At 63.1% G+C, this 21,909-nt stretch carries 15 protein-coding genes and 1 pseudogene; 8 read left to right on the top strand and 8 right to left on the bottom strand.

Features of this window, described 5'->3' with window-relative positions; genetic code table 11:
• Nucleotides 1–177: 177 nt before the first annotated feature.
• Entirely contained in the window at nt 178–1,236 is a 1,059-nt protein-coding gene (gene bioB / locus QZY01_RS01380) for a biotin synthase BioB (protein WP_294532479.1), read from the top strand.
• Here bioB and QZY01_RS01375 read toward each other — a convergent pair.
• Entirely contained in the window at nt 1,176–2,429 is a 1,254-nt protein-coding gene (locus QZY01_RS01375) for an adenosylmethionine--8-amino-7-oxononanoate transaminase (RefSeq protein WP_294532477.1), read from the bottom strand. The two genes, bioB and QZY01_RS01375, sit on opposite strands and share 61 nt — an antisense overlap.
• 22 nt (nt 2,430–2,451) lie before the next feature.
• On the opposite strand from QZY01_RS01375, the gene bioD reads away from it, so the two are divergent.
• Entirely contained in the window at nt 2,452–3,120 is a 669-nt protein-coding gene (gene bioD, locus QZY01_RS01370; RefSeq protein ID WP_294532475.1) for a dethiobiotin synthase, read from the top strand.
• Nucleotides 3,121–3,126: 6 nt separating this feature from the next.
• Here the strand turns inward: bioD and QZY01_RS01365 are convergent, their stop codons facing one another.
• The 4 genes from QZY01_RS01365 to QZY01_RS01350 all read right to left on the bottom strand — a co-directional run bounded on the left by QZY01_RS01365 (nt 3,127) and on the right by QZY01_RS01350 (nt 9,464).
• Nucleotides 3,127–3,771 carry a lysozyme inhibitor LprI family protein gene (locus QZY01_RS01365; RefSeq protein ID WP_294532473.1) on the bottom strand — a complete coding sequence of 215 codons (645 nt, stop codon included), beginning with the start codon at nt 3,769–3,771 and terminating at the stop codon, nt 3,127–3,129.
• 570 nt (nt 3,772–4,341) lie between these two features.
• Nucleotides 4,342–5,473, bottom strand: a protein-coding gene (gene prfB / locus QZY01_RS01360; RefSeq protein WP_294532472.1) for a peptide chain release factor 2 whose coding sequence is annotated in 2 segments (ribosomal slippage) — nt 4,342–5,403 and nt 5,405–5,473 — 1,131 coding nt in all. Because the reading frame shifts where the segments join, the coding sequence is not laid out codon by codon here.
• A 67-nt stretch (nt 5,474–5,540) separates the two neighbouring features.
• Nucleotides 5,541–7,946 carry a penicillin-binding protein 1A gene (locus QZY01_RS01355; RefSeq protein ID WP_294532470.1) on the bottom strand — a complete coding sequence of 802 codons (2,406 nt, stop codon included), beginning with the start codon at nt 7,944–7,946 and terminating at the stop codon, nt 5,541–5,543.
• A gap of 195 nt (nt 7,947–8,141) precedes the next feature.
• Nucleotides 8,142–9,464, bottom strand: coding sequence for an N-acetylmuramoyl-L-alanine amidase (locus QZY01_RS01350; protein ID WP_294532468.1), 1,323 nt, complete (start codon nt 9,462–9,464; stop codon nt 8,142–8,144).
• Between the two features lie 895 nt (nt 9,465–10,359).
• Between QZY01_RS01350 and QZY01_RS01345 the strand changes: the two genes are divergently transcribed.
• The 4 genes from QZY01_RS01345 to QZY01_RS01330 all read left to right on the top strand — a co-directional run bounded on the left by QZY01_RS01345 (nt 10,360) and on the right by QZY01_RS01330 (nt 17,127).
• A complete protein-coding gene (locus QZY01_RS01345) occupies nt 10,360–13,539 on the top strand; it encodes an Rne/Rng family ribonuclease (RefSeq protein WP_294532467.1) in 3,180 nt (1,059 codons plus the stop codon).
• A gap of 896 nt (nt 13,540–14,435) precedes the next feature.
• Nucleotides 14,436–15,449: an alkaline phosphatase family protein gene (locus tag QZY01_RS01340; protein WP_294532465.1), complete on the top strand. Its 1,014-nt coding sequence runs from the start codon at nt 14,436–14,438 to the stop codon at nt 15,447–15,449.
• A gap of 421 nt (nt 15,450–15,870) precedes the next feature.
• Nucleotides 15,871–16,662 (top strand): TOBE domain-containing protein, encoded by a 792-nt coding sequence (locus tag QZY01_RS01335; protein ID WP_294532463.1) that lies wholly within the window; start codon nt 15,871–15,873, stop codon nt 16,660–16,662.
• A 141-nt stretch (nt 16,663–16,803) separates the two neighbouring features.
• Nucleotides 16,804–17,127 carry a hypothetical protein gene (locus QZY01_RS01330; protein ID WP_294532461.1) on the top strand — a complete coding sequence of 108 codons (324 nt, stop codon included), beginning with the start codon at nt 16,804–16,806 and terminating at the stop codon, nt 17,125–17,127.
• Nucleotides 17,128–17,510: 383 nt separating this feature from the next.
• Here the strand turns inward: QZY01_RS01330 and QZY01_RS01325 are convergent.
• Nucleotides 17,511–18,221: pseudogene (locus tag QZY01_RS01325) on the bottom strand (hypothetical protein).
• Between the two features lie 58 nt (nt 18,222–18,279).
• Here QZY01_RS01325 and QZY01_RS01320 point away from each other — a divergent pair.
• On the top strand, nt 18,280–18,633 hold the full coding sequence (locus QZY01_RS01320) for a diacylglycerol kinase (RefSeq protein ID WP_294532459.1): 354 nt from the start codon (nt 18,280–18,282) through the stop codon (nt 18,631–18,633).
• Nucleotides 18,634–18,670: 37 nt separating this feature from the next.
• Here QZY01_RS01320 and QZY01_RS01315 read toward each other — a convergent pair whose 3' ends face one another.
• The gene (locus QZY01_RS01315; protein ID WP_294532544.1) at nt 18,671–19,660 is read right to left on the bottom strand and encodes a P1 family peptidase; all 990 of its coding nucleotides are present in this window, start codon (nt 19,658–19,660) and stop codon (nt 18,671–18,673) included.
• Nucleotides 19,661–19,763: 103 nt separating this feature from the next.
• Here QZY01_RS01315 and QZY01_RS01310 point away from each other — a divergent pair, with 103 nt between their 5' ends.
• On the top strand, nt 19,764–20,495 hold the full coding sequence (locus QZY01_RS01310) for a cytochrome c biogenesis protein CcdA (protein ID WP_294532457.1): 732 nt from the start codon (nt 19,764–19,766) through the stop codon (nt 20,493–20,495).
• 276 nt (nt 20,496–20,771) lie between these two features.
• Here the strand turns inward: QZY01_RS01310 and QZY01_RS01305 are convergent, their stop codons facing one another.
• The gene (locus tag QZY01_RS01305; RefSeq protein WP_294532455.1) at nt 20,772–21,899 is read right to left on the bottom strand and encodes a branched-chain amino acid ABC transporter substrate-binding protein; all 1,128 of its coding nucleotides are present in this window, start codon (nt 21,897–21,899) and stop codon (nt 20,772–20,774) included.
• Nucleotides 21,900–21,909 lie beyond the last annotated feature (10 nt).

Genomic DNA, 21,909 nt, shown 5'->3' with positions numbered 1-21,909 from the left:
GCCGCCGACCTAATAGTAGAATTGCGAAGATAAAGGCAAACAGCCTATATTTGCAGCCTGCCCTGAGCGCCAACCGGCGCGGCGGCGCATCGGAATCGAATGCCTGTGGCGCCGGACGCTTCCAAAACCGACCGATAGATCGGCTTTGAAGCCAAAAACCTTTTTCACGAGAGCCTCATGACGCTGAACCCGCAATTCGCCGAAATAGCTCCGATCCGCCACGACTGGACGGTCGAGGAAATCGAAGCCTTGTTCGCCTTGCCGTTGCTCGATCTCGTCCATCGCGCGCAATGCGTCCATCGTCAATATCACGACGACACCATTCAACTCGCCAGCCTGTTGTCGATCAAGACCGGCGGCTGCGCCGAGGATTGCGGCTATTGCCCGCAGAGCGCCCATCACGCCAAAAAAACCGGGCAGGCCAAGGAACAGCTGATCGACGTCGATTATGTGCTGTCGCGGGCGCAGATCGCCAAGGAGGCCGGGGCCTCGCGTTTCTGCATGGGCGCGGCCTGGCGCTCGGTGCGCGACGGCAAGGAATTCGACAGCGTCGTGGACATGGTCAAGGGCGTCACCGGCATGGGGCTGGAGGCCTGCGTGACGCTCGGCATGTTGCAGCCGCATCAGGCGCGCCGCCTGGCCGAAGCCGGCCTGCATTCCTACAACCATAACCTCGACACCAGCCCCGAATATTACGGCGAAATCGTCTCGACCCGCACCTATCAGGAGCGTCTCGACACGTTGGGCTATGTGCGCGCCGCCGGAATCAGCCTGTGCTGCGGCGGCATTATCGGGATGGGCGAGAAGGAATTCGACCGCGCCTCGCTGTTGCGGGTGCTGTCGGAAATGAATCCCCATCCCGAAAGCGTGCCGGTCAACGCCCTTGTCGCGGTGCGCGGCACCCCGATGGAAGGCCGCCCGGCGGTGGACGCCTTCGACATGGTGCGGATGATCGCCGTGACGCGCATCGTCATGCCGCGCGCCCGCGTCCGCCTTTCGGCGGGCCGCAGCGAAATGAGCGCCGAAACGCAGGCTTTGTGCTTCATGGCCGGCGCCAATTCCATTTTTTACGGCGAAAAGCTGCTGACGACGTCCAACAATGACGCGGCGCAAGACCGCGCCCTGATCGCGCGGCTAGGCTTGAATGTGCAGGAAATCACCGAGACGCCATTTCATCACGATCTCGACGAGTCCGCCAGGGTCGAACAGATCGCGGAAGTCAGCGCCGCGAGCTGATCCTCCGTAATGGTGAAAGCCGGGGTCAGATAGACGATATCGCCGAAGGGGCGGACCCAGACGCCCTTTGCGACGAATTTTTCGCGCAAGGCGCCGGCGTCGCCGATAGATTGCAATTGCACGACGCCTATGGCGCCCTTGACCCGCACGTCGACCACGCCGGGAAAGGCGCGGCATGGCGCCAATCCCTCCCGCAGCAAAGTTTCAATGCGCGCGACCTGCTTCAGGCGCGGTTCATTGTCAAACAGGTCGAGCGAGGCGTTGGCGGCGGCGCAGGCGAGCGGATTGGCCATGAAGGTCGGGCCGTGCATCAGCGCCTTGGCCGGATCGTCGGAAAGAAATGCCTCAAAAACATGCGGCCGCGCCAAAGTCGCGGCGAGCGACAGGGCGCCGCCGGTCAGGCCCTTGCCGAGACAGAGGATGTCGGGGGTGATTCCAGCCTGCTCGCAGGCGAACAGCGTCCCCGTCCGCCCGAATCCGACGAAAATTTCGTCGGCGATCAGCAACACCCCATGGCGCCGGCAGGCCTCGGCGACGCGGCGCAGAACCTCCGCGGAGTGGAACTTCATGCCGCCTGCGCCTTGCGCCAGAGGCTCGATCAGAACGGCGGCTATCCGTCCCTTCTCATGCTCCAGCAGAACATTAAGTGTATCCTCTAACTCTCTGTTAAAAGGCAATTCTGCCAGAGTTTGTTTGGGCAGATAATTCCTGAACAAGGCGTGCATGGACTCGTCGGGATCGCAGACCGACATGCAGGCCATGGTGTCGCCGTGATAGGAATGGCGGAAGCTGACCATGCGGCTGCGGCCGAGTTCGCCGCGGTTGAGGTGGAATTGCACCGCCATTTTCATCGCCACTTCGACGGCGACCGAGCCGCTGTCGACGAAAAACACATGGTTGAGGTCGCCGGGGGTCCGGGCCGCCAGCCTCTCGCCAAGCTTCAGCGCCGGTTCGTGCACGAGACCGCCGAACATCACATGCGGCATGGCCTCGATCTGGGCGTGCAGCGCGGCCTGGATATGGGGATGGTTATAGCCGTGGCAGGCGGTCCACCAGCTGGCGATTCCGTCGATCAACTCGCGCCCGTCGCGCAGCCGGATCAGCGAGCCCTGGGTCGAGACGGCCTCGGGGGGCTGGCTTGCGGTCTGCATCTGGGTGTAGGGAAGCCAGAGGTGGTTCAGCAGGTTTGTCATTTTGCTCAAGGTTGGAGGCGGCTTGGCCCAAAGATATTTCATCACCTCGACCGGCACCGGCATTGGCAAGACCTATGTCACGGCGGCGCTGATCCGTCAGGCGAAAGCGCTCGGGCTGACGGTCGCCGCCACTAAGCCGGTTATCTCGGGCTTCGACAAGCGGGAAATCGCCGCCAGCGACACGGGGGCGATCCTCGCCGCCCTGGGCGAGGACCTCAGCCCGGAAAATGTCGAAAAAATTTCACCGTGGCGTTTTGCCGCGCCGCTCGCGCCGAGCCTGGCGGCGCGTGCCGAGGGCCGGTCGCTCGACTGCGCGGCGCTGTTCGCCCAGGGGCGGGCCTTTCTGCGGCAGGACGCCGATCTGCTGCTGATCGAGGGCGTCGGCGGCGTGATGGTCCCGCTCGACGCCAACAACACGGTGCTGGACTGGGTCGTCGCCCTGGGCGCGCCGACCGTGCTGGTGGTCGGCGATTATCTGGGCACGATCAGCCACACGCTGACGGCGGTCGAAGTGTTGCGGATGCGTGGGGTCGAGCTTGCGGCGATCGTGGTCAGTCAAGGTCTGGCGAACGAGCCGTTCAGCTATGCGCCCAGCGAAATTGCGCACCGGATCGCTCCCCTGCCAGTGTTGCGGCTGCCTTACGCCGCGCAAGGCGAGTCGCTGGCCGGCCTCGTTCGAAACAAAGGTTGAACCCGATCATTTCACGCGCGGATAATCGCCATGCAGGAACCCCTGCCGCGCCGAAAGCGACATGCCATATTCTCCGCCGAAAGTGATCTTGTCGTCGGTGACGGTTACGGTGGCGTCGTCATGGTCGGCGATCGCATATTTTCCGTCCTTTGCGGTCAGCGCGCCTCCGTCCTGGGCGAGATAGCCGTCAGGAAAAGGTTTCGGCCGATAGGCGTCGGGCATCCAGTCGCCATACCAGTCGAGCCAGAGGCCGCCGTTCTTCTCGTATAACAGCAGGGTGGTTTGTTCGTGACTGAAGGCCTTGCCGTAATCGGTATAGATTTTGGCGTTGCCGTAATGGTTCAGGGCGTCGATGCGCGCCCGATACAGGCCGAGGCAGGTATCGCCACTGTTGCTGGCTTCGAACTGGGGGCATTGTTGCGTCATGCTCAGCCAGGCGCGCTGCGAATCCTTGATGAAGGTGGGAATCGGGAAATCGCGCAGCCGCTGCTGGTAGACTTTGGCCAGCGCCTCGTCGGCCTTGCCCAAGGCCGGCTCACGGCAGATTTTCACTTCCAGCGGCGTTTTGGCTTTGGCGCAATTGAAACTGGCGGACTGCGCGACCGATGCGGGCAGGGCGATGAACAGCACCAAAAGGCCGAGAACTTTCATGTCGCGCGCCCTCTAAAACGCTTCCGACAATTTCCTCGATCATTTAGCCGGAAACGCTGCCGATAACAACGGCCTGCAAGAGCATCGGTCGGTTCGTCCTCGACGACAAGGGCGGCGTCGCGCTTGTCGTCGATCACGACAAGTTGCCGGCCGCGCCGCTCGATCTTGCGATAAGAGGCTGATGGGCGCCTCGCAGGAAGACACGGATCCCCAGGACAGGAGTTTCAGCGCTGAACCGCTTTTTCTATGCTTCGTTCGCAAGGACCACCCAAGGGATCAAAAATGCACTGAAACTCTGATTTTCAACACAAATCCCCTTACCCTGAGGAGCCTGCTTTAGCAGGCGTCTCGAAGGGCGAGGGGGTCGTTAGCCACCAGGTTTCAGCCTCGCGGCGCCAAAGGTTTCTTCGGCTGCCCATGGTTCGAGACAGGCTCCTCCGGGCGTCTCGCGACGCCCGGAGGAGCCTTCCTCACCATGAGGGGCCGGGGGCGGCGAAAAAGCGGCCGAAGGCCAATCATAATAGTCCGGGTTCGCCGAAGGCGCGCCAAATCCTCGCGATAAGGCCGATTCTACTCCACGTCCTCGACCTCGACCGGCCCGCCGCCATTGACCCGCTGGGCCAGCGAGGCTTCGAGAAAATCGTCGATGTCGCCATCGAGCACTTCGTCCGGCGTGCCGGAGACGTAGCCGGTGCGCAGGTCCTTGACCATCTGGTAGGGTTGCAGCACATAGGAGCGGATCTGGTGGCCCCAGCCGATTTCCGATTTGGTGGCGTTGACCTTGCTGGCCTCGGCCTCGCGGCGCTCCAGTTCCTGTTCGTAAAGGCGGGCGCGCAGCATGTTCCAGGCGGTCGCGCGGTTCTTGTGCTGCGAGCGCTCCATCTGGCAGGCGACGACGATGCCGGAGGGAATATGGGTGATTCGCACCGCCGAATCGGTGGTGTTGATGTGCTGGCCGCCCGCGCCTTGCGCGCGATAGGTGTCGATGCGGCAATCGCTCTCGTTGACCTGAATGTCGATCTTGTCGTCGATCACCGGATAGACCCAGGCCGAAGCAAAACTCGTGTGGCGCCGCGCATTGGAATCGAACGGCGAAATCCGCACCAGACGATGCACGCCGGATTCGGTCTTGGCCCAGCCATGGGCGTTATGGCCCTTGATGAGCAAAGTCGCGGATTTTATGCCCGCCTCGTCGCCCGGCGTTTCCTCGATCAGCTCGACCTTGAATTTATGGCGCTCGGCCCAGCGCGTGTACATGCGCAACAGCATCCGCGCCCAGTCGCAGCTTTCGGTGCCGCCGGCGCCGGAATGAATTTCGATGAACGTGTCATTGGCGTCGGCTTCGCCCGACAGCAACGCCTCGACCTGCCGACGCTCGGCCTCGGTCTTGATGGTCTTGAGTTGGTCGATCCCTTCTTTTTCGGCGTCGGCGTCGCCCTCCATCTCGCCCAGTTCGACGAGGGTGATCGCGTCTTCGAGTTCGCTCTCGAAACGGGCGAGCGAGCCGAGCCGGTCTTCGAGCTCGGTGCGCTCGCGCATCAGTTTCTGCGCGCCTTCGGCGTCGTTCCAGAAGTCGGGATGTTCGGATTTGGCGTTCAGTTCGGCGAGGCGGCGCGTCGAGGTCTCGACGTCAAAGATGCCTCCTCAGCAGTCCCACGGACTGCTTGATCTGTTCGACGAGCGAAACGGCTTCCGCGCGCATGGGACTGCTTTCTGTTCAAAAAAGGGAGGCAAAGAATAGAGACCGGCAGGGCAAGTGTCAAAGCCGGTCAATAAAGCCCGCCGGTTCCCGAGCCGACCGCCTGGTCGGTGGCGGGGCTGTGGCTGACGCGCGCGGTTCCGCCGCCGCCGCCGCGATACGTATCGGGGGGCGCGGTGCCGGGCTTGAAGGCTTCGAGGATAGAGCCGGTTCCCGACGAGCGCAGGCCCGAATGGACATCTACCGAGATCAGCTTGATGCCCGGCGGCACGCGGAAGGGGGTGTCCGGCTTGTCGGCCAGCGCCATTTTCATGAAGTCGCGGAAAATCGGCGCGGCATAGGTCGCGGCCTGCGCCGAATCGCCCATCGAGCGCGGCTTGTCGTAGCCGAGGTAGACGCCGACGGCGAGATCGGGCGAATAGCCGATGAACCAGAGGTCCTTGGCTTCGTTGGTGGTGCCGGTCTTGCCGGCGAGATGCTTGCCGACTTCACGGATCGACACGCCTGTGCCGCGCTGGATCACGCCTTCCATGATCGAGGTGATCTGGTAAGCGGTGAGCGGATCGAGCACCTGCTCGCGATTGTCCACCAGCCTGGGTTCGCTTTCGGGATCGAATTTCGGCGCGTCGCAGCCGAGGCACTGGCGCTCGTCGTGGCGGTAGATCGTATGGCCCCAGCGGTCCTGAATGCGGTCGATCAGCGTCGGCTTGATGCGCTTGCCGCCATTGGCCAGCATGGAATAGCCGGTGACCATGCGCATCACCGTGGTTTCGCCGGCGCCCAGCGACATCGGCAGATAGGTCGCCATGTCGTCGTAAATGCCGAAGCGGCGCGCATATTCGGCGATCAGCGGCATGCCGATGTCGCGGGCGAGGCGCACGGTCATCAGGTTTTTCGAATGTTCGACGCCATAGCGCAGGGTGTGAGGTCCGTAATGGCCCGACTCGAAGTTTTCCGGGCGCCAGACTTCGCCATTCGGCTGCGCGATCTCAACCGGTTCGTCGAGCAGGATCGAGGACGGCGTATAGCCATTGTCGAGCGCGGTGGCGTAGACGAAGGGCTTGAACGACGAGCCCGGCTGGCGCAGCGCCTGGGTCGAGCGGTTGAACGACGACTGGTCGAAGGAAAAGCCGCCGACCATCGCGAAGACGCGGCCGGTATAGGGGTCCATCGCGACGATGGCGCCCGAAATTTCCGGAACCTGCCGCAGGCGAAACTGGCCGGGGCGCCCCTCCATTGGCTCGACATAGATCACGTCGCCGGGCTTGAGCGCCTGGCGAAAGCGCTGGCGGGTCCAGCGCAGGCCGTCGGCGGTCAGCGAACCGGTTTCGCGCAGACGGGAAATTTCGCCGGATTTTTCGCGCGGCGGCTGCAGGCCGATGCGGGCGGCGGCGTCGTTGACGTCGAGCACGACGGCCAGCCGCCAGGGGGCGACGTCGCCGAGCGCCGGAACCTCGCCGAGCGGCTTGCCCCAGTCGGTCGTCAGTTCGATCGTGCGCACCGGGCCGCGCCAGCCATGGGCCTCGTCGAAGCGCAGCAGGCCATCGACCAGCGCCTTGCGCGCCATCAGCTGCATTTTCGGATCGAGGGTGGTGCGCACCGACAGGCCGCCCTCATAGAGTTTCTTGTCTCCGTAGCGGTCGTTCAATTCGCGGCGCACTTCCTCGGCGAAATAGCCGGCGGCGATGGAATTGGGCGACAGCGCGCGCGGGTTGACGGTCAGCGGTTCGGCCTTGGCGGCGTCGCCCTCCTTGCGGGCGACGTAGCCATTCTCGACCATGCGGTCGATGACGTAATTGCGGCGCGCGATGGCGGCGTCGCGGTTGCGATAGGGATTGTAATTATTCGGCCCCTTGGGCAGGGCGGCGAGATAGGCGGCCTCGGCAAGGGTCAGTTCATGCGCCGATTTGTCGAAATAATTGAGGGCGGCGGCGGCGACGCCGTAATTTCCGAGGCCGAGATAGATTTCGTTGAGATAGAGTTCGAGAATGCGCTCTTTCGAATAGGCCTGCTCGATGCGCAACGACAACAGGGCTTCCTTGATCTTGCGATCGAAGCTGCGTTCGTTGGTCAGCAGAAAGTTCTTCGCCACCTGCTGGGTGATGGTCGAGGCGCCCTGGACATGCTTGTTGCCCTGCGCCAGCACCATCGCGGCGCGCACAATGCCTTCCGGATCGACGCCGTTATGGCTGTAGAAATTCTTGTCCTCGGCCGAGATGAACGCCTGTTTGACCAGCGGCGGAATGGCGCCGGAGGGCAGATAGAGCCGGCGTTCGTGCGAATATTCGGCGAGCAGCGAGCCGTCGCCGGCATGGACCCGGGTCATGATCGGAGGTTCGTAATTTTTCAGCTGGGTATAGTCGGGCAGGTCCTTGGAATAGACATAGATCAGCCCGCCGAGGGCCACGGCGGCCAGAACGACGAGGATCGCGCCCGTGGCGAAAACGAAGCCGAAAAAACGGGCGATCATCCGCATCCATTGACCTTTCGCAAATTCACTTTTCCGACTCGCCAGCGCCTTTTCTTTGCGCTGCTTTCGCGCGGCCTGGTTCGAATGAAGCCGTCCCGCAAGTTCGCCGGAAGCGCGCCTATATCACCGTGGCTGCGCGCGGGCCATCCGAAATTGGTCAGGGTCCTGAACGGCCGACTGAAATTTCGTATTGCTGCGGCTCTAGTTGCCGCCGCTTTGTGTCGCTTTAAGGGCGCCGCCGCCGGACGCGGCGTCCGGGGCCGGCGCGCCCCCCTGTTCCGGCTGGCGCGAGGCGAAAAACGCATCGATCGCGCGGGCGACCTGCGCGGCGGCTTTTTCGCGCCAGGCCGGCGCGCTCAGGTCGGCGGCGTCGGCGTCGTTCGACAGGTAGCCAAGCTCCAGCAGCACCGAGGGGACGTCGGGCGCCTTGAGGACGACAAAACCGGCCGAGCGGCGCGGATTCTTGTTGAGCCGCGCCGCGACCTTCCAGTATTCCGACAGGGAATGGGCGAAAACATGGGAAAAAGCTCGGGTTTCCCGCCGCGTCAGGTCGAACAATATGTCGTTGACGTCGCTGGCGTCCTCCTGGGCCTCGACTCCGGCGGCGGAATCCGCCTTGTTCTCCTGCTCGGCGACGCGGGCGGCCTCGGCGTCGGAGGCGCGCTCGGAAACCGTATAGACCGTTGCGCCCTGCACGCCGGCGCCGCCCGCCAGAGCATCGGCGTGAAGGGAGACGAAGAGTTCGGCATGGAGGTCGCGCGCCATCCGCACGCGCTCGCGCAGCGGCACGAACACATCGTCCTCGCGGGTCAGCACGACGCGGTAATGGCCGTCATGGCGCAATTTTGACGCCAGAGCCTTGGCGAAATCGAGCACCAGGAATTTTTCGACCCCGCGATCACGTCCGATCGCTCCCGTGTCGATCCCGCCATGGCCGGGGTCGAGCACGACGACCGGCCTGGGCGCTTCGCCGGGAGGCCGGGCGGCGGCGGTCGCGGTTTCCCGCGCCTTGTCCCGGGCGGTGTCCTGCGGCAGGGCGGCGGCGGCCTGTTTTTCGGCGCCGGCGCGCGCGGCCGTCCGGAACGCTGCTTCGGCCTGCGGAGCGAGCGACAGGGACAGTTCATAGGCTTCTGCGGCCGGGGCGCAGTCCGACGAAATCATTTCCGCCGGCCCGGAGAGATCGACGACGATGCGGGATTTTCCCGGGGCCAATCTGCCGAATCGGTAGGAGGCGACGAGCCCCGCCGCGTCCGTCGCCCTGTGCCGGGAGTGGCGACGGCGCTTTTCCGGCGCTTTCAAGCCGGCGTCGGGATCGATCTGGAAATTGACCTCCGACAGGTCGACAATGGCGCGGGCGGGCCGGTCCAGCACATAGCTCTGCGCGGCGACGCAAGCGGAGAGGCTGAAGATCAGCCGGGTCTCGCGCGGCCCCGGTTCGAGCCGGACGGCGCGGGCGATGGGGGGCGGCGCCGAAACCGGCGCCGGTTGTTGCGCCAGCGCCGCGAAAAAAGGCGCGAAAACCAAGCCGAGCGCAAGAACCGGACGCGCAGTCGGGTGATCATGCGTCCGCCGCCGTGGTTTGCCGCCAGAGCCCATGTTTTTCAGATTATTCCGTTCTGCCGACGCCGGTTCGTGCGATGGAGTCAGACCATGAAATGATTAACCTTTGTTTACCATCGCCACAGGCGAGTCCGCGCGCGCACTGTGGCGCCGTCGCCACGCCTGCGATCAAACTTGCCAAAGCCGGGTTCCTTCGGTTAGATAGAACGGTTCCAGTTCGGGCGCGATAAGATTCGCGCCAAACGAGCGAAGAACGGCCTCTCCAGCCTCGACGCGCCGCTTCCTTAAGCAAGAGCTTTTCGCGTCGGCGGGGGTTGAGCCGCTTTTTCGTCCGCCATACGGCCTGGACATAGTCCGGCGTCCCTGCGCGCCGGAGGACAGGTGAAAAGTTTGCTCGTGCTCGAATCAAGACCTCATCGCGGCGACAATAGCCGCGCGAGGCATTTTATCGCGGAATCCCTCGGCGCCGAAAGGCGTCCGGGTTGCGCGCGATTCGCAGCGGGCCGTTCCCCCCCTTCCTCCGGCGTCCCGATCCGCCCACCGGGCCGTTCGCCCGTCTTTTCCCGCTGCGCCGCGCCTCAAGAGCGCTGCGCGTGGCGTTTTCCGTCACTTCACCTTCCCTCAACCCGTTATCGCATGGCGCGCCTCCCGTGGCGCGGCGCCGAGCGCGTAATCGGACCGGGCGGCCCAGTTCGGCTTGATGTTTCCTGGAAACGTCAAAGCGATTTGAGCTTCTGTTTTCAAAGCATAGTCTTATCCGGAAAGTCACCCGCTTTTTGGCAATATGCTCTGGAATCCGCCGACGAATGCGCAAGCGCGATCCTGGCCTGTGGCCGCGTCATGCCTGCAAGAGTTCCCAATGGCCAACAAGATGATCATCGACGCCTCCCATCCCGAAGAAACGCGGGTGGTGGTGCTACGCGGCAATAGAGTCGAAGAGTTCGATTTCGAATCCGCGTCCAAGAAACAACTGCGCGGCAATATATATTTGGCGAAAGTGACGCGGGTCGAACCCTCGCTTCAGGCCGCCTTTGTCGAATATGGCGGCAATCGCCACGGCTTTCTCGCCTTTTCTGAAATCCATCCCGATTATTACCAGATCCCCCATGCCGACCGCGCCGCCTTGCTCGAAGAGGAATCGCGCGCGCATCGCGAGGAAGAGGACGAGGACACCAGCCGCCGCCGCAGCCGCCGCCACCGGCGCGGCTCGGAACGCCGCCGTCCCAACGACGACGAGCGCGTGACCGGCGAGATTCTCGGCGACGACGAGCCCGGCGCATCGGCCCAATCCGGGGAAAGCGCCCGCGAGGATGGTCAGGCAGCTCAGGACTTTGCGCCGGAGCAGGGCGTCGAAATACCTGGCGGGCCGGAAGCAGAATTCGTCGAGGCCGCTGAATTCGAAGGCGAAGCGGCGCCAGATGGCGCGGTCGCGGCGCAAGAGTGGAGCGTCGACGCTGACTCGGTTCAACAGTCGGTCGCGGTTGAATTGCTTGCTGTCGCCGAGCAGGAGCCGGTTTTGGAAGTCGCCCCCTCGGTCGAGGCCTCGCCACGGGCCGCAAGCCACGAACTCGCTTCGGATCCGGAAGGATTCGCTATTGTCGAGGAGGCTGGCGACGAACCGGGTGAAACGCACGACGACACATTTGTGGCCCGCGCGCCAGAAGCCGCTTTTTTTGAACCGCGCGAGTCGCGGGAAGCGGTGGATCCCGACGAGGCCTTGGGTGAAAACGGGGAAGAAGAAGGGACGAGCGCGCGCCGCTTCGCCGTCCGTGACCGAGATCAGGAAGGCGATAACGGCGTCCATGAAGACCGTGAGAGCGGCGACCGTGAAGGCGGCGAAAGCGGCGAGGAAGAAGAAATCGTCGAACAGCTTGGCGGCGACGCCATGGACGAGGCGCCCTATCGCATGCCGCGCCTGCGCCGCCAGTACAAGATCCAGGAAGTCATCAAGCGCCGTCAGGTGTTGCTGATCCAGGTGGTCAAGGAGGAGCGCGGCAACAAGGGCGCGGCTCTGACCACCTATCTGTCGCTCGCCGGGCGCTATTCGGTGCTGATGCCCAATACCGCGCGCGGCGGCGGCATTTCGCGCAAGATCACCGACGCCGTCGACCGCAAGCGGCTCAAGGAAATCGCCCAGGAACTCGACGTTCCGGAAGGCATGGGAGTCATCCTGCGCACCGCCGGGGCGTCCCGCACCAAGCCGGAAGTCAAGCGCGATTTCGAATATCTGATGCGCATGTGGGAGACGGTGCGCGAACTCACCCTGTCCTCCAGCGCCCCGGCGCTGGTCTATGAGGAAGGCTCGCTGATCAAGCGCGCTATCCGCGACCTCTATAACAAGGACATCGACGACGTCGTCGTCGCCGGCGAGGCGGGTTACCGCGAGGCGCGCGATTTCATGCGCCTGTTGATGCCGAGCCATGTCAAGAATGTGCAATTCTATACCGAGCCGCAGCCGATCTTCGCCAAATGGGGCGCGGAATCGCAGCTCGACGCGCTTTTCCATACCCAGGTGACGCTGAAGTCGGGCGGCTATCTGGTCATCAACCAGACCGAGGCCCTCGTCGCCATCGACGTCAATTCGGGCCGCTCGACGCGCGAACATAATATCGAGGACACGGCGCTTCGCACCAATCTCGAAGCGGCGGACGAAGTCGCCCGGCAATTGCGGTTGCGCGATCTCGCCGGCCTCATCGTCGTCGATTTCATCGACATGGAGGAAAGCCGCAACAATCGCGCCGTCGAGCGCCGCATCAAGGAAGCGCTCAAGGACGATCGCGCCCGCATCCAGGTCGGCCGCATCTCGCATTTCGGCCTGTTGGAAATGTCGCGCCAGCGCATCCGCACCGGCGTGCTCGAAGGCTCCTCGGTGATCTGCCCGCATTGCGCGGGCGCCGGCACCGTGCGCTCGACCGCTTCGGTCGCCGTCCATGTGATGCGCGTACTCGAAGACGCTCTGATCAAAAGCGCCTCGCATAATGTGATTTTGCGCACCCGCACGGTGATCGCGCTCTATATTCTCAACCAGAAGCGCTCGTTGTTGCGCGTGATCGAGGAGCGTTTCGGCGTCTCGGTGACCGTCGAGGCCGACGATTCGCTGACCGGCGGCGCCTATCATGCGCTGGAGCGCGGCGAGCCGGCGACCGGTCCGGCGCCGGACCCGCTGCGCCGCTTCGATCCCCGCCGCGCGATCGACGACATCGAACCGATCGGCGAAGCGGAATCGGAAGCCGATTTCGACGAAGAGATCGAGCCCGAGACCGAGGCGGCGGAGGGCGAGTCCTCCGAGGCGGGCGGCGAGAACGGCGATGCGGAAAACCGCCGCCGCCGTCGCCGCCGTCGCGGCCGGGGCCGCAATTTCGAGCGCGACGCCAGCGTCGCCGATCCCAATGCGCCGCAGCCTTCCGATGAAGGGCTGGAGACGATGGCGGAAATCGGCGGCGACCTGATCGCGCCGGTCGAGTCCGGCGGCGAGGAAGAACCCAGCCCGGAGGCGCCGCGCGAAGAAGGTCCGGACGAGCGCCGGCGCGGCCGCGGCCGTTGGCGGCGTCGCGGCGGACGCGGCGCCCGCGACGGTGAAAACGGCGAATTTGCCGGCGACTGGCGCCCGACCGGCGAGACGGCGAGCAACGAGAACGAAGCGGGTGAATTGTCGCAGCTGACGGCGCCCGCCGCCGAAACCGACGAGGCTGTGCCGCCGACTCCTGAGTCGCGCGTCCATCCGGCTTTCGCTGCACCGGAAGCGGCGCACGAGCCGGCTTCGCCGGAAGCAGTCGCCGAGGCGGCGCCCGTTCCGGTTCACATCGAACCGGCGCCTGTCCCGGTCGCCGCGACGCCGGAGCCGAGATCGCAACCGGCGCAAAAATCGCGATCGGAGTCCAGGCCCGAACCTTTGCAAGAGTCGCAACCTTTGCCGGAGGCGGCGCCGTCTCCCGTTCCCCGCCAGATCGAACTGCCGGTCATCACCGCAGCCGACCCGGACAAGCCGAAGCGCTCCGGCTGGTGGGCGCGAGCCAAGGCCAATATTGCCGGCAACTAAACGAAAATAGGCCGCATCCTGGATGCGGCCTTTTTCTTTGCGCTTGCGCTCGGCTTGACCCGGTTCAGGCGGTGGCGTTGACAAATGGGCGCATAAATTTCAGCCCTGCATAGCTCCGCCCGCGCCGCCTAGAGCAATGTGCGAAAAAGTGGACGCCGGTTTTTCGCAAAAACATTGCGAAAACGAAGGAATCTAAATTCGATTGCGATTCAGCCGAATCGCAATCGAAGCTAGTCGCCAGGGGTGCGGAAAAAACGAACAGGCCCCGCCGCCTGGGGCGCGCGGGGCCAAAATTCGCCTTATTGCGAATTCCGATAGAGATCAGAACAAAAGGCGGATGTTTCCGCTATGAGACCTGCTTTGAGTGTTTATCGGCATCTCCCATCGAACTGGCGGATTTCGCGCTTTGGCCTTGGTTCAACGTCGAGACGTCTCACCCTGACGAGAGCGTCCGAAATCAGCTAACTGAGGTGGAGTCATGCAAACCGCTTTCCAGGCTTTATCGCCGATGCGCGAGTGGATCCGGAGGGAGCCTGATCTCACGCGCAGCGATCCATGCTGGCGGCCGATCCACAACAGCAACAAAACATTTTAAGTCTTGTCGCCATTACCGGGGATATCGACCATAATATTGCTCGTCTTGCGGGTTCATAGCCCGAAGGCGTTATCCTTGACTTGAAAGCGGCTCCGCACGTCTTTCAATCGAGGCTGCAATGACTTCTAGTGTGACACCTTTTTTAATTTCGTCAACAGAGATTTTACGCTGGCGACGTCGCGCCCGGGGGGCTCGGCTCAGGGATAGGTCCGGGAAGGCTGGAGCGAACCTGAAATCCTTTGAATATTCGCCTGTTGTTGCGCAAAATGCTTGCAGTTGCGTTCAAGCCGGAGAAGCAAGAATGGCCACACGCGTTCGTTGGCGACCCATTTTTCGGGCGATTCCGTTATTTTCGGCGCTGCTGGCGGCCCTTGTCCTCGCAACCGCCACGGCGCGGGCGCAAACGCCGCGTTTCGACCATATCTATGTCATCGTTCTTGAAAATCATGGTTTCGACGACGCCCTGTTCAACGGCCCGTCGCCCTTCCTGCGCGAACTGGCGCGGACGCAAGGGTTGGCCACCCGCTATTTCGGCGTCGCCCATCCGAGCCTGCCCAATTACCTTGCCCTGATCGGCGGCGACGATTTCGGCATCCGCGACGACCGGCCGAGTTGCTTTGCCCCGGACATCGCGCCTTCGACTCCCTGCAACCAGATTTCGGGCGATTCGCTGGTCGATCAATTGCGCCGCGCCGGCTTGCGTTTCGTTCTCTATGCCGAAACCCTGCCGGAGCCGGGATCGCTGGTCACGGTCGCGCCGGGCGGCGTCGCGGGCGCGCTTTACGTGCAAAAGCACAATCCGCTGCCCTATTTCCAGTCGCTGGCCGCCGACCCCGATCGGGCCACGCTGATCAAGCCCTATGCGGCCTTGGCCGCCGATCTCGAAGGCGAGGCGCCGCAAGTCGCGCTGATCGTTCCCAATCAATGCCATGACGGCCACGGCCTGACCCAGTGCCATGACCGCGACCGCCTCATCGCCGATTTCGACGCCTTTGTGCGCGATGCCGTCACGGCGATTCGCGGCTCGAAAAATTTCTCCCGCCGCTCGGCGATCGTCGTGACCTTCGACGAGGGCGCGCGACCTTTGTATTCGGATGCGCCGGTGTCGGAATTTGTGCGCGCCGCCGGCGGCGCCGACAACCATATTGCGACCATTGTGACGACTTCCTGCGACGCGCCATTCCAGGATGCGACGCGCTTCGATCATTTCAGCCTGCTGGCGACGATCGAGGACGGCTTCGGCCTGCCGCGCCTGCGCAAGGCGGCGCCGGCCCGGACCATGGACGCGCTGTTCGCCGACCGCTGCGCGCCCTGATTTGACCGCGCCAGGCAAACGGCGGAAGCTTGGGCGGCGGCCCCGGCCTTCGAGAGGGCTACAGGCCGGGGCCGCCTTGACCGTCATGCCAGAACTGGCGCGGGAGATGGGGACCGCGCGTGCTCCGGGCTTGACGATTGGGTGCGCCGCCTTTCCAGGCGGCGGCTATAATCCAGTTCCGTGCGCCGCCAACTTTGGCGCGCCGTTATCCAAATCGTGGTATCAACAGACCTTTTCCGCGCGAGCGACGCGGCCTTTGCCTTGCAGTGGACCAGATAACGGGCAAAAAGCGTAATGTCATTCGATTACATATTGTCATGAGCTAAAACCAAAACGATCTGCCGGGCAAGCGGAATTTTTACCCGGCCGCGCGACGAAAAGCGCCCCAGGCGAAAAGGTGGCGCCGGGAAACGAGGCTGAAATGACGGGACACAAGATCAACGCCCTGCTGGCTTTGCACAGCGAGGGCCGCTTCCTGGTCGGACGCGAGCGCATCAAGCTGCTCGAAAAAGTCGCGGAACTCGGCAGCATCGCCAAGGCCGCCAAGGCCACCGGCTTCAGCTACAAGACGGCGTGGGATTCGGTCAATGCGGTCAATAATCTGCTGCCGACCCCGGCGTTCCTGACGCGGCCGGGCGGGCGCTCCGGCGGCGGCGCCGAAGTCACCGAGGAGGGGCGCCGCCTGATCGCCACCTTCCACCGGCTGGAGGAGAAATTATCGCTCATTTCCAATATGATCGCCGAGGAAGGCGTGCAAGGCCAGGAAGAGGCGCTGCTGTGGACGGTCGGCGCGCGCATTTCGGCGCGCAACGTGTTTCAGGCCGAAGTGGCGCAGGTCAGGCGCTGGCCGGTCGATGTCGAAGTGACGCTCAAGATCGCCGAGGATCGGCACATTCTGGCCATCGTCACCAACGAGGCCGCCGACGATCTCGATCTCGCGCCCGGACGCAAGGTGCTAGCGCTGGTCAAGTCTCCGTTCATCCGCCTGTTTTCAGTTGAACACGCGCCAAAAGATGGGCGTAATTGTTTCATCGGCGAAGTGACCGAGCGCACCGACGCCGAACGCAACAGCGAAGTGCTGCTCGATATCGGCCACGGCAAGACGCTTCATGCGGTGGTTCCGCGCCAGACGGCTGAAGATCTCGGCCTCGTGCGCGGCAGCAAGGCCGCCGCGACGTTCGACCCCAGCCAGGTCATTCTGGCGGTGAATTAACTCAAAATCCGGAAAAAACCGCCGCTTCCGCGCGACCGCGCGGAATTCATAAATCGCGCTCGGTTAGCCCGGGTTTGAGAACGAATATCCGGACGCGCGATGGCGTGGTTCCATTCGCCGTGGCGCGACGATACTCTTGGGATGGCGCTTTTCGTCGCGTTTGCATCGAACCGTCGATCCGTTTTCGGTGGTCGTCGCGCCGATACTTTCGACGATGACGCGTTAGCTGACGAACGGCGCGCCGCGCGCGTTTTGCATGATGAACGAGAAAAGGCGACGCCCGATCTTGTTCCGCTGGCTGGTTCCCGGCGGCGGATGGCGAGCCTCGACAGATATGTTCCCCCGGCAACGGCCGCAAGCTCTTCCATGTCCAGCGTAGAAGCAGGAAGTGATCTCCTGGGAACTCGGCATTACGCCGATTTGATTTCAGATCTCGGTCCCTTCCGGCTCTTTCGATGGATATGAGACACTTCGGCACCCTTTCCCTATACCTGCCACGTTCGTGACAGCCTGCTTGAAGGCCGTTTCCTGGGCATCGCTCCTCTTTTTTGAATACCGCCAGTAAGTGATCCCGGTCTGCGCATTGCATTTATAATAGCCCGCATCGTGGGGTCCAGCAAAAGCCTGGAAGGAAACCATAGTCGCAACTAAGATTGCAGCGGATAGGGCGATTTTAAAAACTTGTTCTTTGTGCATTCGCTTATTTCCTCCCATTGACAACAATAAGAAATGCCGCTGTCGTTCCGGCGACATGGATAGCGTTGTTTAACCACGCAATCCCAAATAGTTTATTGGCGGCTCGAAATTTGTCAACGCGAGTGAGACAGGCGCTTCGAAATGAGGGATCGTCAGGAATCAACCGCTTTGATTGTCGGGTTTGAATGCGCGAAGGAGTAGTTCCATCCGCCGTGGAAATCCGCGCGCTGGATTTTAAGGCTCCAAATTTCCTCGTCCAACACGCCGATACCCTTGGGATTGGGCTTTTTGTCGGGTTCGCACCGCGCTGTCGATCGGTTTTCGGTGGTCGTCGCGCCGATCCGTTCGACGGTGACGTGATAGTTGACGGGCGGTTTAGCGCGCCAGTTTTGCATGATGAACGAGAACAGGGGATGGTCGATCTTGTTCTATTTGCTAATTCCCCGCAGCAGATGATGAACCTCGATGGAGATGCCCAGTTCATCGGCGAGGCGCTGCAGTTCGACCTTCCGCAATCGCACGCGCGAGCCATTCGACCCGCCGCCAACGGCGGTGACGACCTGGCGCCTCGCGAGCCGATCAAGCAATGCGCGAAAATGTGGACGCCGGTTTTGCGCAAAAACATTGCGAAAACAAAGGAATCTAAAGTCGATTGCGATTCAACCGAATCGCAATCGACTCTAGCGAACGCGGCGGACATCTTGGCGCCATCGGCGGATCGTCTGAACCGCGAAGGCGCCCGTGTCGTTTTGGACGCAGCCCTTGACCCAGCCCGCGTTGTTGGCGAGATCATGAATTCCATTTGGTGTAATAATCGAGATGTGGGGCGCATGAGTTCCGGGATAAAGGTTAGACAGTTTCATGCGACCCTCGTATATACGCGATAGAATTGGGTTCCCTCCCTGGAAAATGTGTAGAGTTTTGAGCAAGCATCAATTGATCCGCGCCTTCGAGGCCTCGTTCCGCGGCCTCGCCAGCGCCTGGCAAACGGAGCGCGCCTTTCGTCTTGAAGTGGCTGTGCTGGCGGCGTCCATTCCCTCTGCCTTCATTCTGACGCCGGACGCCTTTCGCCGCGCTGAATTGATCGCCTGTTTGCTGGCGGTGCTCGCGGTCGAGCTGTTGAATACCAGCATCGAAAAACTCTGCGATCGCACGACGCCGCAGATCGACCCTGTCATCAAGATCGTCAAGGACATGGGTTCGGCCGCCGTATTCTGCGCAATTTGCATGGCGGGCGTGCTCTGGATGGGCGCGACGGTCGAACGATTCTCATGAAGGCGTCGATGCCGCCCGGCGGAAACATCGATTAAAATCAGCCGCCAAATTTCTGCCGCCAACTCGGCAGGGCGCCTACAAAGGGCAAAGGCGTCGCCTCATAGACCGCGCGGGCGATGGCGCGGGCGAGGCAATCGGCCGCCGCCGCGCCGATCCCGGTCAGGCTGAAAATATCGGCTTCGCGGCCGCTGGCGCCGGTGGCCGCCGCAAAAACCACGTCGCCGTCGAGCGCCGCATGGATCGGCCGCAACGCGCGGGCGACGCCATCCTGCGCCATGATCGCCATGCGCTTGGCCAGCGGCTTGGTCAGCGCGGCGTCGGTGGCGACAATCGCGATGGTGGTGTTCTGCGGCGCCGCGCTCTTGGATTTCAGCGCCAGATGCTCCGGCAAGAAGGCTTGCGGCCAGCCGCCGCCGCCGAATTCGCGATTCTGTTCATAAGGCGCGGCCCAGAAATGGCCGGTGTCGCCAATCGTCGCCTGTCCCACCGAGTTGACGGCGACCAGCGCGCCGACGACAAAACCGTCTTGCGTCACCATGCTGGCCGAACCGAGGCCGCCCTTGAGATCGGCCAGCGTCGCGCCATAGCCGGCGCCGCTGGTGCCGAGGTCGAAAACCTCCGCCGCCGCCCGCGCCGCCTCGCGCCCGAGTCGCCAATATTTCGGCTCGCTCCAGAAATTCTTGTCGCCGCCATTGGCGAGGTCGAACAGGATCGCGCCCGGCGCCAGCGGCACCAGCTGGCCGGCGACGTCAAACCCCCGACCGATCTCGCGTAAATAAGACTGCACGCCGCCCGTCGCATCGAGGCCATAGGCCGACCCGCCCGAGAGAACCAGCGCGTCGATCGTCTGCACGGTCATTTCCGGCTCCAGCAAAGCCGCGTCGCGCAGACCCGGCCCGCCGCCGGCGATCGAAATGGCGGCGGTCGCGGGCAAGTCAAAGATCAGCGCGGTGACGCCGGAAGCCAGGACCGGATCATGGGCGGAGCCGACCTTGACGCCGGCGACATCGGTGATGAGATTGCGCAAGGACAGTTCCATTTCCCAAGGATCGGTTGAAATCCATTGAAGCAGAGATGGGATTCTATCGTATAAGGCGTCAGGGCGCAGCGACGAAGACGGAATTCTTGCAATGACGAGTAATGTGACCATGTCGGCGGCGGCGCTGGCGGGGCTGTTGTCCTTTCTCAGTCCCTGCGTGCTGCCTCTGGTGCCGCCCTATCTGACCTTTATTGCCGGTTCGGGGCTGGAGGAACTGGCCGAGGGCGGCGAGCGCCGCGCCGAACGCGACATGCTGATCGCGGCGATATTGTTCGTGCTCGGCTTTTCCACGGTGTTCGTGCTGCTCGGCGCCACCGCTTCCGTGCTCGGCCAGTCGGTGCGCCAGCATCTGCCCCTGCTTTCGGCGCTGGCCGGCGTCGCCATCGTCGGCATGGGCCTGCATTTTCTGGGCGTTTTCAGGCTGAATCTGCTCTATCGCGAAAAGCGAGTCAGCGTCGAAAAGCCGATCGGCCTCTGGGGCGCCTATGTCATGGGCCTCGCCTTCGCCTTCGGCTGGACGCCCTGCATCGGGCCGATTCTCGCGGCGATCCTCGCCGTCGCCTCGCAGGAGGCGACGGTCGCCCATGGCGCGATCCTGCTCGCGGCCTATTCCCTTGGCCTCGGCCTGCCTTTCGTGCTCGCGGCGCTGGCGATGGAGCCCTTCATCCGGTTCATGAAGCGTTTCCGCGCGCATTTCGGCAAGGTCGAGAAAATCGTCGGCGCGTTGCTGGTGGTCACCGGCGTGATGTTCCTGACCGGGGGCATCCAGAGCGTCAGTTTCTGGCTGTTGCAGACGTTTCCGGGGCTCGCGACGCTGGGGTGACGGGCGAGCGCGGCCCGGGCGGACGGAAGGCCAAGACGCTCGTCGCCTCTTCGCGTCAAGGAGCGCGGTCAGGCGCGTCTCGAACCATGGGCCGCAGACGAAACCTTCATCACAGGCGCATTGCGGAAAGATCGCGGCCAGCGATCCCCCCTGCTTCGAGACGGCCCTTTCAGGGCCTCCTCAGCATGAGGGGCGTGGTGGACGAGGCCAGATGGAGCGTTTTCTCAAGTGCAGAATTAGTTATATTTTCCAGTAATTTAAAATTAGTATATCACCTCAATTCTGAACTTGCTCATAGGTGATTTTGCCGTCCGCGCCGGGGCGCCACTGGTAGACGACATAATCGGCGCGGGTGACGTCGCCCTTGGCGTCGAAGGACAGGTCGCCGACCACCGTCTTGAACGGGCCGCCTTCACGCAGGGTCTTGGCCACCAGGGTCGGATCGGTGGACTTGGCCTTTTCCATCGCCTGTTTGATCGCCTGTACGGCGGCGTAGGAATAGAGCGTATAGGTCTCCGGGTTGTAGTGCTTGGCCTCAAAAGCTTTGACCACGGCGGCGGCTTCGGGGCGCTGGCGCGGGTCGGGCGGGAAGGTCATCAGCGTGCCGACCACGCCCGGTCCGGCAATCGCGGCGAATTCCTGGCTGGCGATGCCGTCGCCGCCCATCAGCACGGCCTTGACGCCCTGGTCGCGCATCTGGCGCACCAGTAGCCCGCCCTCGGTATGGAGGCCGCCGAAAAACACGATGTCGGCGTCGACCGATTTGAGCTTGGAGACAATCGCGGAATAATCCTTCTCGCCCTTGTTCAGCCCCTCATAGAGCACTTCCTTGACGCCGGCCGCCGCGAGCGCCTTGCGCGTCTCGTCGGCGAGGCCTTTGCCATAGGTGGACTTGTCGTGGACGATGGCGATTTTCTTGCCCTTGGCATGGGCGACGAGATAGCTGGCGGCGACCGCGCCTTGCTGGTCGTCGCGGCCGCAGGTGCGAAACAGCAGCGGCAGGCCGCGCTCGGTGATCTGCGGATTGGTCGAGGCGGGGGTGATTTCGAGAATCCCGGCCTCATTATAGGATTCGGAGGCCGGCATCGTGACCGACGAATTGAAATGGCCGACGACCAGGGTCACGCCCTCGCCGATGAATTGATTGGCGACCGAGCGGCCCTGCTTGGCGTCGCCCGCGTCGTCGCCGATGCTGAGCACGATTTTCTGGCCCAGAACGCCGCCGGCGGCGTTGATGTCCGAAACCGCCTGTTCGACGCCGTTCTTCAATTGCGCGCCGAAAGCAGCGTCGGAGCCGGTGATCGGCCCGCCGACGCCCATCTTGATTTGCGCCTGCGCGACGCCCGACAGCAGGACGGCGGCAAGACAAGTGGCGAGACAATGGGCCAGCAAACTCTTCTTCATGGATGTTTTC

Origin of the sequence: uncultured Rhodoblastus sp. (assembly GCF_903903185.1) — a bacterium.
Lineage (GTDB): Bacteria > Pseudomonadota > Alphaproteobacteria > Rhizobiales > Beijerinckiaceae > Rhodoblastus.
This window is presented reverse-complemented; position numbering and strand designations above follow the sequence as displayed.